We start from the raw sequence: 14,603 nt of genomic DNA, 5'->3' as shown, positions 1-14,603 counted from the left end.
ACGTAAGCCTGACGGGATTCAAACGGGGACACTAATTCAATGCGTTACTTGGGGTCGCTCCTCGCCACGACAGCGCTCGTGGCACAACCTGCCTTGGCCGGTGATGAAGTTCTGTATGACGATCGGCCCGACTGGGTCGATGTACGCGAAATCGATGCAGAAGCGCGCGAGGAAGGCACGCCAATCCTGCTTCTCGACCAGCAGGCCCGGATCGAGAGCGGGCAGCTCTGGCGCTATAGCGACACCGCCGTTGCCGTCGATTCCCCTCAAGCCCTGACCCGGTTCGGTACGCTTTCCGCCAACTGGCTTCCGGACAAGGGTGACCTCATCGTTCACGCGGTCCAGATCATCCGCGATGACGAGGTGATCGACCTGCTCGAAGGTGAGACGCGCTTCGAAGTTCTCCGCCGTGAACAGGGGCTTGAATCGCGGCTGTTGAACGGCGCGCTGACAGCGACGATGAACGTGCCGGGCGCGCGGTTGGGCGATATCATCCGCCTCGCCTATTCGGTCACTACCAGCGACCAGGCCATGGGCGACAACGTGCAATGGCAATCGGGCATCATCGCCGATCCCTTCCCTCTTGGAAGTGGCCGGATCAGCGTCTCTTGGCCCGAAGACTTGGCCGTTGCCCGCCTTCGCAAGGGCGACGCCGAGGTGGGCGAGCCTCAGCTTGTGGACGGCTACAATGTCTGGTCGGTCGACATTCCGGTAAACGAGGTCGACCCCACTCCAGGCGATGCACCCTCGCGCTTCCGCATTGGCGAGCTGATGCAGGTGTCGACTTATGCCGATTGGCAGGCCGTCTCCTCCAACATGGCCAAGCATTACAAGGTCGAGGGCAGCATCGAGACGGGAGGCGATCTGGCTGCCGAGGTCGCGCGCATCGCCGAGGCGAGCGATGATCCACTCACCCGCGCCGCGATGGCGGTGAAGCTGGTGCAGGACGATATCAGCTACCTTCTGAACGGCCTCGATGGCGGCAATTACCTGCCCCAGTCGCCCGAGGAGACATGGGAAAACCGCTTCGGCGACTGCAAGGCGAAATCGGTGCTGCTGCTCGCCATGCTGCGCGAGCTGGGCGTCACGTCAGAAGTCGTGCTGGTCAAGAGCCAAGGCGGCGATTCTGTCCCCGAGCTTGCCCCCATGCCGGGCAATTTCGACCACATGATCGTGCGCGCGGAGATCGACGGGGTGAACTACTGGCTCGACGGCACATCCTCTGGCACGCGGATCGACACGATCGATGCGGTCCCGCGCTTCTTCTACGCCCTGCCCTTGCGCGACGAGGGCGCTGAGCTGATCAAACTGGACGAGCGCGCGAAGGCGACGCCCGACCGGCTGGTGCGGCTTGAAGTTGACCATTCATCCGGCGTGCGCCTGCCTGCGCTTTTCAACGTCGAAATCGAGTTTCGCGGCACGGCCGGCGCGCAGTGGCGCTCGGTCGCGGAACAAGGCGACGAGGACATGCGCGAAGGCGCGGTCTACCGCGCGGTGTCGGGCGTCGTTGGCCCAGCGCAATTGGTGGATCACGAGATATCCTACGACGTCGAAACAGGGGTCGCCCGAGTGAGCGCTCGCGGCGCTCGAACGACGCCATGGCGGCGCGACGATATTGAATACAAGCTCGTCGCCCCCGCTCAGGCCGCCAAAGCCGTCGGCTTCAACACCGACCGCGCACGGGCGGCATGGCGCGACATTCCCCTTAAGCTCAACGGCCCGATCTACTTCGCTTCCGAGCTGGAGATGAAGCTGCCATCGACCGGTCCCGACTTCGAGCTCGAAGGCAGCGAGGAATCCTCGCAAACAATCGGCGGGGTCGAGTTGTCCTCGACGGCCAAGCTGGAAGGCGACCGCTTCATCCTGTCGCAGTCCATGCGAAGCGTGACCGAAGAATTGCCTGCCGAAGACATCCCGGTCGCCCGCCGCGCTCTTGCTCGTTTCGACCGAGCCTTGCCGGTGGTGCAGACCTCTGGCGGCGTGCGCGAATTGTGGGAATATTTCGGGGAGGACCGCGCCCTGCTCGATGCGCACGAAGCCTTCTACGCGCAGGCCATCGCAGAAGCCGACGAGGATGAAGGCAATCCGTACCTCAACCGCGCGGCCTTCCGCGCCGGGGTCTACGATCATGCAGGCGCGCTCGAAGACGTCGAGGCAGCGATCGAAATCGAAGCTTCGCGCGACCGTTACCTGCGCCGCGCGTCGCTTCGCCGGCAATTGGGCGATCTCGAGGGTTCGCTTGCCGACCTGCAGCTCGCAGAAGACCTCAAGCCCGACGGCGCGACCTACGAGAACCAGGTAGAGGTGCTTGCGCTGCTCGGAGAGACCGAAGAAGCGCTTGCGCTAGCCGAGGACTTTGCAAGCTTCGCCGAAGATCCGGTAGATGAGGCGAACCTGATGGCGACCGCGCTTGGCTGGGCGGGATCGGTCGAGGAAGGGCTCGACATTCTCGCTGCGCAAGTGCGCCGCCGTCCAGGCGATGGAACGCTGCTCAATTCGGTGTGCTGGAATGCGGGCATCTGGAACGTGCTCAACGATGAGCGGATGCAGTCCTGCATCGATGCGGTCGAGAAGAGCGACTATTCCGCCGCCGCGCTCGACAGCCGCGCGCTGGCTCACTTGCGGATGGGCAACCTCGATGCGGCTCTGGCCGATGTCGACGCAGCGCTTCTCTCACAGCCGGGCCTGACCGCATCACGCCTGCTTCGCGGGATCATCAAGGTCCGTCAGGGCGAGGAGGCCGAGGGTCGCCGCGAGATAGAGCTTGCGCTGGCGATGACTCCAGCCATTGAGCAGACCTACCGCGCGTGGGGACTGGATTTCTAAAGAGCCTCGACTTCTAAAGCAAACGGGCGGCCACCTCACGGTAGCCGCCCGCCATGATTTCAGTCGCGACCGATTCTAAGAAGACAGCGCCACGTGCCGCTTCATGTGGTGGTCGATATTGCCGAACTCGTTGTCGAAGATCGTCAGGCGCTTGAAATAGTGCCCGATCGCATATTCGTCGGTCATGCCGTTGCCGCCGTGGATCTGGATCGATTCTTGGCCAACGTGATGCGCCGCCTGACCCACGCGAACCTTGGCGGCTGACACGGCAAGCTTGCGCTCACGCTCTTCAGCGTCGAGGCGCAGGGTCGCAAGGTAGGTCATCGAGACCGAGCTTTCATACTCGGTGTACATGTCGACCATGCGGTGCTGAAGTACCTGGAACTTGCCGATTGGCACGCCGAACTGCTTGCGCTGCTTCGAATATTCGAGCGTGATTTCGTTCGCGACCTTCATCGCGCCGCAGGCTTCGGCGCATTGTGCTGCGATGGCCTCGTCGGTGACGCGTTCGATCAGCGGTAGGGCAGCGCCCTCTTCACCGATCAGAGCGTCGGCAGGCACCTGCGCGTTCTCGAAATAGACTTCCGAAGCGCGGCGTCCATCAACGGTCGCATAATCCCGGGTGACGACGCCGTCGGCGCTCTTGTCGACGACGAAGACCGACACACCCTCGCTGTCGCGGCGATCACCGCCGGTGCGGGCGGTGACGATAAGGTGGCTTGCCCACGGCGCGCCGATCACGACCGCCTTGTGGCCATTGAGCACGTAAGCATCGCCGTCCTTCTTCGCGGTGGTTTCAAGGTCAGCGTAATCGTACCGGCCCTTGGGCTCGGCATAGGCGAAGGCATAGACCCGCTCACCCGAAACGATGCCGCCGATATGCTCTTCTTTCTGCGCCGCCGTACCGGCGTGTTTGAGGAAGCCGCCAGCGCACACGACAGTGGGCACGAACGGCTCGACCACGAGGCCCTTGCCGAATTCTTCCATCACGACCATCGCGTCGATCGAACCGCCGCCAAAGCCGCCATCTTCTTCGCTGAACGGCATGCCAAGAATGCCAAGCTCTGCCAGCTGCGCCCAGATCTCGGGACGCCATCCGGCCTCGCTCGCGATCACTTCGCGGCGGGTTTCCGAGCCGTATTCTTCGCGAACAAGGCGCGACAATCCATCGCGCACCATGTCCTGTTCTTCTGTGAAGTTGAAATCCACGTGTGTTCCTCTCTGGTGTCGCTCGGTCCCTTAAAGGCCGAGGATCATTTTCGTGATGATGTTGCGCTGGATTTCGTTCGATCCGCCGTAGATCGATGTCTTGCGCATGTTGAAATAAGTCGCAGCCGAGTGCTGCGCGTAATCAGGCCCGATCGGGTACTGGTTCGAGTTCGCATCCGCGATCGAACCATACATCGGAGTTCCGTACGAACCGACCGCTTCAAGCGTGAGTTCGGTTAGCCGCTGCTGGATCTCGGTGCCCTTGATCTTGAGGATCGAGCTTTCCGGCCCGGGCCCCTTGCCCGCCTGTTCACCGGCAAGCGTGCGCAGTTCGGTGATTTCGAGCGCTGCAAGGTCAATCTCAAGCTGGCTGACCTTGCGAGCGAAATCGAAGTCGCTCATCAGCGGCTTGCCGTCGAGCGTTTCGCTACCGGCAATTTCGCGCAGCTTTTCAACGCCGCGCTTGGAGCGTGCAACGCCTGCGATGCCCGAACGTTCGTGCGCGAGCAGGAACTTCGCATAGGTCCAGCCCATGTTTTCCTGACCCACGAGGTTTTCGACCGGCACCCGCACATCGGTGAGCCAGGTCTCGTTGACCTCGTAACCGCCGTCGATGAGCTTGATCGGCTTCACTTCGACACCCGGCGTCTTCATGTCGATCAGAATGAAGGAGATGCCCTCCTGCGGCTTGGCGGCATCGGGATCGGTGCGGCACAGGAAAAAGCCCCAGTCGGCGTGCTGAGCAAGCGTTGTCCAGGTCTTCTGGCCGTTGATGACGTAATGGTCACCATCGCGCACTGCAGTGGTCTTGAGGCTGGCGAGGTCAGACCCTGCGCCCGGCTCCGAATAGCCCTGACACCACCACACATCACCCGACAGGATGCCGGGAAGGTGGCGCTGCTTCTGTTCGTCATTGCCGAAAGTGTAGATCACGGGGCCGACCATCGAGACGCCGAAGGGCAGCGGCATGAAGGTGCCGACGCGCGCATTCTCTTCCGACCAGATATAACGCTGCGTCGCGGTCCAGCCGGTGCCGCCATATTCGACCGGCCATGCGGGCGCTGACCAGCCCTTCTTTCCGAGGATCTTGTGCCACGCGGTCATGTCTTCGGGCGACATGTCTTCGCGGTTGCCCATGCCTTCGAGATGCTTGGGGTGGTTCTCTTCGATGAAGGCGCGGACTTCTTTGCGGAACGCCACTTCTTCGGGGGTGAATTCGAGGTTCATAGCTGTGCTCTCTCTTCAAACTTTCTGCGGTTCAATGTGCCACGAGCTACGCAGCACTTAAAGGATAAGTTTCGTTTTTGAACCCGTATTGAGTGCTTAAGTGCGCAAGAGCGCCACCTGACGTAACGTCACGGCGGGATGCCCGTGTTTTCCACTTCCCGCCGCTGGGCGTTGCTGCATGGGCCGGGGCTGATTAGGACTGGTCAAAACGCACACTTGGGACAGGATCAGCCATGCAATTCACCGAGCAGCACGAGGCTCTCAAGGCCTCGCTCGAATCGTTTATCGAGCGCGAAATCAACCCGCATGTCGATGCTTGGGAGGAAGAGGGCATCTTCCCTGCCAAGAGGCTCTTTAAGAAAATGGGCGATGCGGGGTTCCTCGGCATCAACATGCCCGAGGAATTCGGCGGCGCAGGGCTCGACTATTCATACGGCCTCGTCTTTGCCGAGACGGTCGGCACGATCAATTGCGGTGCGCTGCCGATGGCGATCGGGGTGCAGACCGACATGGCGACGCCTGCCCTCGCCCGCTTTGGCAATGACGATGTGCGCGAGCGGTTCCTGCGTCCTTCGATCAGCGGCGATTATGTGGCGTGCCTTGGCGTGTCTGAGCCCAGCGCTGGTTCGGACGTCTCGGGCATCCGCACCACGGCGAGGAAGGATGGCGATGATTACGTCATCAACGGCACCAAGATGTGGACGACCAACGGCACGCAGGCCGACTGGATGTGCCTGCTCGCGATCACCGATCCCCAAGGCGGCGTGCATCACAACAAGTCGCTGATCTGCGTGCCGATGGATATGCCCGGCATCAGCACCGCGCCGCGCTTCAGGAAGCTAGGCATGCATTCCTCCGACACGACGCAGGTGTTTTTCGAAGACGTGCGCGTTCCTCAGGCGAACCTCATCGGCGAGGAAGGCAAGGGTTTCGCCTACCAGATGTCGCAGTTCCAGATCGAACGGTTGTGGGCAGGCGCAGCGGGGCTTCGCAGCATGGAAAACCTGATCGCCGCGACCCGCGAATATGCGGCGGGTCGCAAGCTTTTCGGTCAGAGCGTGCTTGATTTCCAGTCGGTTGCTTTCCGACTTGCAGAGCTGGAGACCGAGGTCGAATTGTTGCGCAGCCTCACCTACCGCGCGGCGGAACTGCACATTGCGGGCGAGGACGTGACGCGGCTTGCGACTATGGTGAAGCTGAAGGCCGGGCGACTGAGCCGCGAGGTGTCCGATGCCTGCCTGCAGTACTGGGGCGGCATGGGTTACATGTGGGACTCGCCCGTCGCGCGCTCCTATCGCGACAGCCGGTTGGGCTCGATTGGCGGCGGGGCTGACGAAGTCATGTTGCAAATCCTGTCGCGGCAGGCGGGTTCGTGAGCCGTCCAGACACGGCGAATGGGGCAAGACCAGCCTCACTGCTTTGGATATATCGCGCGCTCGGCATTGCGCTCGCCGCTCTCGTCTACGCGCTGCTGGGTTCGGCGGAGATGTCGGGCGATGCGCGCTTTGTCGCGGCCATCGCCACTCTGATGGCGGTCTGGTGGATTTCCGAAGCCGCACCGCTTGCGGTCACATCGCTGCTTCCCATCGTGCTTGTTCCTGCGCTGACAGAGAGGACCGTTCGCGAGACCACCAGCGCTTATGCGAACCCGATTGTGTTCCTGTTTCTCGGCGGATTCCTGATCGCGATTGCCATGCAAAAATGGGGCCTGCACCGACGTATTGCCTTGCTCACAGTCAAGCGCGTGGGCGTCTCGCCGACCCGCATTGTGCTCGGCATGATGATCGCGACCGCGTTCCTGTCGATGTGGGTATCGAACACGGCCACGACGCTGATGATGGTGCCGATTGCGATCTCGGTGCTCTCGCTGGTGAGCGCCAATGCCGCGGTCGCAGGTACGGTCGATGGCGAGGCCGACGCCAACATCGCGACCTTCGGCGTGTGCCTGGTGCTCTCAATCGCATGGTCTTCGAGCATGGGGGGCCTCGCCACGCTAACGGGCAGCACGCCCAATGCCTTCATCGCAGGATATGCGCGTGAGCAGCTCGACATCACAATCGGATTTGCCGAGTGGATGATGCTCGGCCTGCCGCTGTCGGTCAGCTTCATCGCTATCGGCTGGTTCGTCATGACGCGGTTTCTCTACCGCTTCGACCTTGCTGAGATACCGGGCGGCAAGGAATTGATTGATCGCGAGGTTGAAGAGCTGGGCTCGATGAATGCAGGCGAGCGGCGTGTGGCATGGGTGTTCGCAAGCGCCGCCTTCCTGTGGATCGTTCCCGCCCTGCTCGAACAATTGCCGCTGTCCGAAGGCATGCTCGCGGTGCTCAGCGTGCTCGACGATGCGGTTATCGCTATCGGCGCAGGCGTGGCGCTGTTCCTCCTGCCGACCAGCCGACCGGGCGAGATGGTGCTGAACTGGAAGGACGCGGAAGAGGGCTTGCCTTGGGGAGTGTTGTTGCTCTTCGGAGGAGGTCTGAGCCTTGCCGGAGCGGTCGCGGGAACCGGGCTCGATTCCTGGTTCGGAACGCAAGTCGCCGGGCTCACCACCCTGCCCGCCATCTTGCTGATCGCAAGTGTCACGGCCATCGTGCTGTCCCTGACAGAGCTCACCAGCAACACCGCGACATCGGCCACGTTGATTCCCGTTCTGGGAGGCGTGGCGCTTGGTGTCGGGATGGAGCCGATGGGCCTACTCGTGCCCGCAGCGCTCGCCGCGACTTGTGCGTTCATGCTGCCTGTCGGAACGCCGCCCAATGCCATCGTGTTCGGCACCGGCGCCGTCACCATCGGGCAGATGGCGCGCGGAGGCGTGGTGCTGAACCTGATCGGGATCGCGCTCATCACCGGCTTTGTCTATTGGCTCGGCGGGACGGCGATGGGGCTGGTCTTCAGTTAGAGCGGCGCGCTGATCCGGGGCCAGAGCGCAGGCTCATCCTCGGCCAGAACTGCTCGTCCAAGCCGGATTGCCCACTCGCTTTCCGAGCCGAACTCATCCTGCCATTGCCACAGGCGGCGGGTATAACGGCCAAGCTTGTATTCGCGGGTGAATCCCATCGCGCCATGCGCCTGGTGCGCTCCCGCAGCGACCCGCGCCGCCGCCTGGCCGCAGCGGATTTTGGCAATCGCGATTTCCTCGATCGTTCGCGCACCGCAATGCGGATCAGCCGCCAGCGCATCGCTCGCGATCTCGACCGCCGCGATGGAAGCAGCGGTTTCGCAGGCGATGTCGGAGAGGTGATGCTGGATCGCCTGAAACTTCGACAAGGGCCTGCCGAACTGCTCGCGCTCGCCTGTATAGGTCAGCGTCAGGTCGAGCACCGCCTGCATGGCCCCCGCCATCTGCGCCGACCGGACAAGCGCGGCAAGCGCATGAAAAGCCTCTGCCGTCAGCCAGTTCGGCGCAGCGATGTCCTCCATCGCCTCGATCCGCGAGCCGCGCGGCGCCGCACCGTCCTCCGCGCCTTTCAGCGGCTCCACTTGCCCTGGAGAATGTGGCTCAAGTCGTAAGCGTCCACCCTTGAGGACTAGCACCGCATCGCTCTGCGTCGAATGAGCCAGCGGCGCGCCTTCATCGATCGGATCGGCAATCGCGAGGCGATACACCGGCGGCTCGATCCCGCAAGCCGACAGGATTCCGATTGCGAGCACCGTATCAGCCAGAGGAGCCGCAAGCGCGTGACGCGCGGTGATGCTCGCAACGAACGCGGCATCGGCGAGCGAACCGCCCATTCCGCCATGCTCCTCGCTCGCGCAAAGGAGCGGGTAGCCATTCTCGTAAAGCGTTTGCCACAGGGCGTTCATTTCGTCTCCGACCCCGCCCGCATGGTCGATAGCTTCGAGCGGCGTATCGGCAAGGATACGCTCCAGCCCCTCGCCGATCATCTGCAGGTCGCCTGCGTCCATCCCGCCAGCCATTACCGCATTCCCATTTCGCGGGCGATGATGCCGCGCAGGATCTCGGTCGTTCCGCCGCGCAAGGTGTTGGACGGCAGATGCAGCACCGCGTCTCTCAACAGCGTCCCGAGTTCATCCGGCCACTCTGCCCTTGGGATACCCGCCAGCACGCCTCGAAGCTTTGCGACGACATCGTTCTCAAGCCGATTGCCCATCTCCTTGACCACGGCGGCAAGAGTCGCAGGCGATTCCCCGCGCTCAAGCAACTCCGCCACACCGAGCGACATACGCCGCAGCACGCGCAGATTCGCAAGGATTGACCCGATCTCGCCAGCTCGGCGATCATCGGCATGACGTGCAATGACCGGCATCGCAGTTTCGAGCACGATCAGCGAGGTCAGGAACCGCTCGGGCCCCGAACGCTCTAGTGCAAGCTCGCCCATGCACTGCGCCCAGCCATTGCCTTCGATCCCGAGCAACGCGTCCGCAGGCAATTCGACATCCTCGAACAGCGTCTCGTTAAAGTGAGGCGTGCCGCCAAGATCGCGGATGCCTGAAATGTCGACGCCGGGAAGCGAGAGGTCGACCAGGAATTGCGACAGGCCCACCTGCCGGTTGCGCCCCTCGGCAGGCGACGTGCGCGCGAGCACGATCATGTAATGCGAAAAATGCGCCCCGGTCGACCAGATCTTGCGACCCGACAGCACCCAGCCTGTATCCGTGCGCCTAGCCGCCGTCTTGATCGCTGCGAGGTCCGATCCCGCCTGCGGCTCGCTCATCCCGATGGCGGTAAAGCACTCGCCCGCAGCGATGCGGGGCAGGATATCGTGCTTCTGCTCTTCGGTGCCGTATTGCAGGATATGGCTGCCGGTCTGGCGGTCCGCGATCCAGTGCGCCGCGACCGGAGCGCCCGCTGCGAGCAATTCCTCGGTCACGACGAAGCGGTGCGCCATGGGCCGCGCATGCCCGCCATATTCCTTCGGCCACGTCATGCCGAGCCAGCCATTTGAGCCAAGCTTGCGACTGAATTCCGGGTCCGCTGCCGAGACCCAGCAATCGGCCTGCGGCACGAAGCCACCCGACGCGCGCTCGGCCTTGAGGAAGGTGCGCACCTGTGAACGTAGCTCATCGGCTTGGGGGTCGAAAGCGAAACGAGGGAACTGGAACATCAGGCGCAGGCGTAATCGGCAAGCGACTGCGCGTCCAGAGCGGATGGCAGAGCGGATGGCAGAGCGGATGCCATCGCGGCTTTTCACTCTCGCAATTGTCTGGCAGACATCGAACCATGGCCACGAACGCGACGCTCACACCGATCCCGCAACCTCCCGGCAAGCCGCTGATCGGCAACGCTCTGACGGTGGATGCAAGCCAGCAGATCCAGTCGCTTATGGAGCTTGCGGAAGAGTACGGCCCGATCTTCCAGCTCGATATGATGGGCACGCCGATCGTGATTATATCGGGCGCGGATCTGGTCGCCGAAGTGTGCGACGAGAAGCGCTTCGACAAGTCGGTGCGCGGGCCGCTCAAGCGACTGCGACTGATCGGCGGCGATGGCCTCTTCACCGGCGACACTGATGCGCCCAACTGGTCAAAAGCGCACAACATTCTGCTCCCCTCTTTCAGCCAGAAGGCGATGGGCAGCTACCTTCCGATGATGACCGATATCGCGACCCAGCTGGTCATGAAGTGGGAGCGGATGAATTCGGACGATGTCATCGACGTGCCCAAGGACATGATCCGCCTGACGCTCGATACGATCGGGGTCTGCGGCTTCGGATACCGGTTCAATTCGTTCTACCGCGAGGACTTCCACCCCTTCATCCGCGCGCTCACCCGCACGCTGGAAACGACCCAGAAGATCCGCGGCATTCCAGGCGAAAAGCTGCTCAAGGGCGACGCCGTCAAACAGCTTCACCGCGATGCGAAATACATGAACAATCTCGTCGATGAGATCATTCGCGAACGCCAGCGCAGCGGTGGCGACGGGCCGGAAGACCTGCTCGATTTCATGCTGTCGGGCCGCGATCCGCTGACAGGAGAGCGGCTGTCGGATGAGAACATCCGCTACCAGATCAACACCTTCCTGATTGCGGGCCACGAGACGACATCGGGTCTGTTGTCCTTCACGCTCTACTACCTGCTCAAGAACCGCGACGTGCTCACCCGCGCTTATGCTGAGGTCGACACTGTGCTGGGCCGCGACATCGACCAGCCGCCAAGCCTCAAGCAGATCGGCCAGCTGCCTTACATCCGCGCTATCCTGTTTGAGGCCCTGCGCCTGTGGCCGACCGCCCCCGCTTTCGGCCTTGCTCCATTCGAGGACGAGGTGCTGGGCGGCAAATACCTGATCCCCAAGGGCACGTTCACGACCGTCCTGATCCCTTCGCTCCACCGCGACAAATCGGTGTGGGGCGAGAACCCGGAGGTGTTCGATCCGGAGAACTTCACTGCCGAGGCCGAGGCCGCGCGGCCGCCGCATGCCTACAAGCCGTTCGGCAACGGACAGCGCGCTTGCATCGGACGGCAGTTCGCCATTCAGGAATCGATCCTTGTCCTTGCGATGATACTCCAGCGGTTCGAGCTGTTCGATCATTCCGACTACAAGCTCGACATCAAGGAAACGCTCTCGATCAAGCCCGACGAGTTCACGATCAAGGCGCGGATGCGCAAGGACGCGGAGCGCGGCGGTAAGGCGACCGAAGATGCGGACGACGCAGCAACCGAACCCGCCGAACCCAAGGTTCCCAAGCACGGCACGCCGCTGCTGGTCCTTTACGGATCGAACCTGGGATCAAGCGAGAGCTTCGCACGAGAGGTCGCGCAGAAGGGCGAGTTCAACGGCTTCGAGGTCGAGATGGCCCCGCTCGACGACTATGTCGGCAAGCTGCCCGAGGATGGTGCGGTCGCGATTGCCTGTGCGTCATACAATGGAATGCCGCCCGACAACGCCGCAAAATTCGCCGACTGGATCGAGGGCAAGGACGGCGCTGCGCCTGACCTTTCGGGCGTTTCCTACATGATGCTCGGCTGCGGAAATTCGGACTGGGCGGCGACATTCCAGGCCGTGCCACGACTGATCGATGCCCGTATGGGAGAGCTTGGCGCAAAGCGGATCGTACCCACCACCGAGCTAGATGCGCGCAGCGATGTCGATACCCAGTTCCACACATGGCTCGATGCGCTGATGCCGCAGCTTGGCGAGCATTTCGACCTCGACCTTTCGGGCGAGGCTGCCGGGATCGCAGAGCCGCTCTACAAGGTCGAAGTCACCCAAAGCGTCACCGCCAACACCGTCGCTTCGCGCGTGGGGGCGCACGCCGTCACGATGGTCGCCAATCGCGAATTGAAGAACACCGAAGTGGGCGAAGGGCGCTCGACCCGGCATATCGAGGTCGAACTGGCGCAAGGCGAAACCTACCAACCGGGCGATCACCTTTGCGTCGTTCCCGAGAATGACGATGCAGTGGTCGAACGGCTGCTGCGCCGCTTCAATCTTGATGCCGATACGTACGTGCGGATCGAATTGCGCAGCGAGATGCGCGGGCCCTTCCCGAGTGGAAGCACCTTCTCTGTCTACAACCTCGCCAAGACGGCGGGTGAATTGCAGGCGGTCGCAACCCGCAAGGACATTGCCACCCTTGCGCTTTACACCGAGTGCCCGAATTCGAAACCCGCTCTCGAAAAGCTTGCCCAGCCGCCTCAAGAAGACGGCACGGACCAATACGCGACCGATGTTCTGGCGAAGCGCAAATCGGTGCTAGACCTGCTTGAGGATTACCCCGCCTGCGACCTGCCGCTGGCGGTTTTCCTCGAAATGATCCCGTTCCTGTCGCCGCGCTATTATTCGATTTCGTCCGCCCCCGGAGACACGCCGCAGACGTGTTCGATCACGGTTGGAGTGGTCAAAGGACCGGCGCTTTCGGGCAAGGGCACGTTCAAGGGCACCTGCTCGAATTACCTTGCCGAGCTTGAACCCGGCGCGTCGTTCAACGCCGTGGTGCGCGAGCCGACTGCGAATTTTCGCCTGCCGGATGATCCCAAGGTACCGCTTATCATGGTCGGACCCGGCACCGGCCTCGCGCCGTTCCGCGGCTTTCTGCAGGCACGCGACGCACTCGCCAGTTCAGGCGAGGAACTCGGGCCGGCGCGGCTCTATTTCGGGTGCCGGACCCCGGACGAGGACTTCCTCTACCGCGACGAGCTGGAGGACTATGACAAACGCGGCATCGTGACGCTGCGCACCGCCTACTCTCGCGTCGATCAAGGCAAGTGTTACGTGCAAGGCCACATCGCCGACGACGCCGACGCGATCTGGGACATGCTGGAAGCTGGTGGCCGCGTATATGTCTGCGGAGACGGCGCGCGGATGGAGCCCGACGTGCGAGCGGCTCTGGCAAAGATTCACAGCGACAAGACCGGCTCGACCCCGGCTGAGGCGCAAAGCTGGGTCGGAGATCTGATCGCCAACGAACGCTATTCGCTCGACGTGTGGGTCGGGTGAGCCGAACGTCTGGCACGAACCGACGCACAACGCTGAAGTCGCTTGCCGGTGCGGGGGCGCTGGCGGCGCTCCCCGCAGCTGTGCATGCTCAAACCACGCCCGGCAGGTTCATCGAATACAGCAACGTTGCGGCGCTCGGCCTGCCCGATCAGCGGCTTACCATCTGGCTGCCTCCCGATTACGACGCGGGAACAAGGCGATACCGCGTGCTCTACATGCACGACGCGCAGAACCTGTTCGATCCCGCCCTGTCGAACTTTGACAAGGTGTGGGCCGCCGACCGCGCGATGCTGAACCATGCCGACGCGCACGGCGAAGACCCCTGGATCATCGTCGGCATCTGGTCACCGGGCGAGGATCGTTATCGCCAGTACATGCCCAAGTCCGCTTATGATGCAGCTGGACCGGTCCTGCGCGCCAAGATGGACCAGTTCGGGAATGGCAAGCCGATCGTAAGCCGCGAGTATATCGACTGGATCGCCGGCACGCTCAGGCCGTGGGTGAACCGATCCTTCCGCACCCTCACCGCGCGCGACGACACCGCGATCATCGGCTCGAGCATGGGCGGGCTCATCAGCCTCTACGCTTTTCTCGAATACCCTGCGATCTTCGGACGCGCTGGCTGTGTCAGCACCCACTGGCCCGCCATCGCACCGCAGAGCGTCGATGCGACCGATCCCGAAGTTCTCGAGATCTGGCAGAATATGCTCACCACACAGCTGGGCGAAGCGGAGGGGCGACGGCTGTGGTTTGACCACGGGACCGCCACGCTCGATGCCTTCTACCCACCTTATCAGCGCGCCATCGACACTCTGATGCAAGGCTCAGGCTGGGAGCGAGGGAGTGAGTGGGAAAGCCGCGTCTACCCAGGCGCGGAGCATGAGGAGAACGCCTGGGCAGCGCGGCTTCCCGAAATCTACGACTGGGTGCTCGGCTAGCGAGC

At 62.7% G+C, this 14,603-nt stretch carries 9 protein-coding genes; 5 read left to right on the top strand and 4 right to left on the bottom strand.

Annotation, left to right across the window (positions count from 1 at the left end; translation table 11 throughout):
- The first annotated feature begins 39 nt into the window (after positions 1-39).
- Complete coding sequence (locus tag AC0V6T_RS02230; RefSeq protein ID WP_486123959.1) at positions 40-2,826, top strand: DUF3857 domain-containing protein; 2,787 nt, start codon at positions 40-42, stop codon at positions 2,824-2,826.
- A gap of 75 nt (positions 2,827-2,901) precedes the next feature.
- On the opposite strand, the gene AC0V6T_RS02225 is transcribed toward AC0V6T_RS02230, so the two are convergent.
- Positions 2,902-4,035, bottom strand: coding sequence for an acyl-CoA dehydrogenase family protein (locus tag AC0V6T_RS02225; protein ID WP_486123957.1), 1,134 nt, complete (start codon positions 4,033-4,035; stop codon positions 2,902-2,904).
- A gap of 30 nt (positions 4,036-4,065) precedes the next feature.
- Positions 4,066-5,262 carry an acyl-CoA dehydrogenase family protein gene (locus tag AC0V6T_RS02220; RefSeq protein WP_486123955.1) on the bottom strand — a complete coding sequence of 399 codons (1,197 nt, stop codon included), beginning with the start codon at positions 5,260-5,262 and terminating at the stop codon, positions 4,066-4,068.
- Positions 5,263-5,495: 233 nt separating this feature from the next.
- Here AC0V6T_RS02220 and AC0V6T_RS02215 point away from each other — a divergent pair, with 233 nt between their 5' ends.
- On the top strand, positions 5,496-6,638 hold the full coding sequence (locus AC0V6T_RS02215) for an acyl-CoA dehydrogenase family protein (protein ID WP_486123953.1): 1,143 nt from the start codon (positions 5,496-5,498) through the stop codon (positions 6,636-6,638).
- Positions 6,635-8,161, top strand: coding sequence for an SLC13 family permease (locus AC0V6T_RS02210; protein WP_486123951.1), 1,527 nt, complete (start codon positions 6,635-6,637; stop codon positions 8,159-8,161). Before AC0V6T_RS02215 ends, AC0V6T_RS02210 begins: the two co-directional genes overlap by 4 nt.
- On the opposite strand, the gene AC0V6T_RS02205 is transcribed toward AC0V6T_RS02210, so the two are convergent.
- Both AC0V6T_RS02205 and AC0V6T_RS02200 read right to left on the bottom strand, forming a co-directional pair.
- A complete protein-coding gene (locus AC0V6T_RS02205) occupies positions 8,158-9,180 on the bottom strand; it encodes an acyl-CoA dehydrogenase family protein (protein ID WP_486123949.1) in 1,023 nt (340 codons plus the stop codon). The genes AC0V6T_RS02210 and AC0V6T_RS02205 overlap by 4 nt on opposite strands.
- Positions 9,180-10,415: an acyl-CoA dehydrogenase family protein gene (locus AC0V6T_RS02200; RefSeq protein WP_486123947.1), complete on the bottom strand. Its 1,236-nt coding sequence runs from the start codon at positions 10,413-10,415 to the stop codon at positions 9,180-9,182. Before AC0V6T_RS02200 ends, AC0V6T_RS02205 begins: the two co-directional genes overlap by 1 nt.
- A gap of 29 nt (positions 10,416-10,444) precedes the next feature.
- Between AC0V6T_RS02200 and AC0V6T_RS02195 the strand changes: the two genes are divergently transcribed.
- Together AC0V6T_RS02195 and AC0V6T_RS02190 are read left to right on the top strand one after the other, a co-directional pair.
- Positions 10,445-13,660 carry a bifunctional cytochrome P450/NADPH--P450 reductase gene (locus tag AC0V6T_RS02195; protein ID WP_486123945.1) on the top strand — a complete coding sequence of 1,072 codons (3,216 nt, stop codon included), beginning with the start codon at positions 10,445-10,447 and terminating at the stop codon, positions 13,658-13,660.
- Positions 13,657-14,598, top strand: coding sequence for an alpha/beta hydrolase (locus AC0V6T_RS02190; RefSeq protein WP_486123943.1), 942 nt, complete (start codon positions 13,657-13,659; stop codon positions 14,596-14,598). The genes AC0V6T_RS02195 and AC0V6T_RS02190 overlap by 4 nt, the downstream gene beginning before the upstream one ends.
- The last annotated feature ends 5 nt before the right edge of the window (positions 14,599-14,603 follow it).

The sequence above is a fragment of the Erythrobacter sp. S158 genome (assembly GCF_057364915.1).
This window is presented reverse-complemented; position numbering and strand designations above follow the sequence as displayed.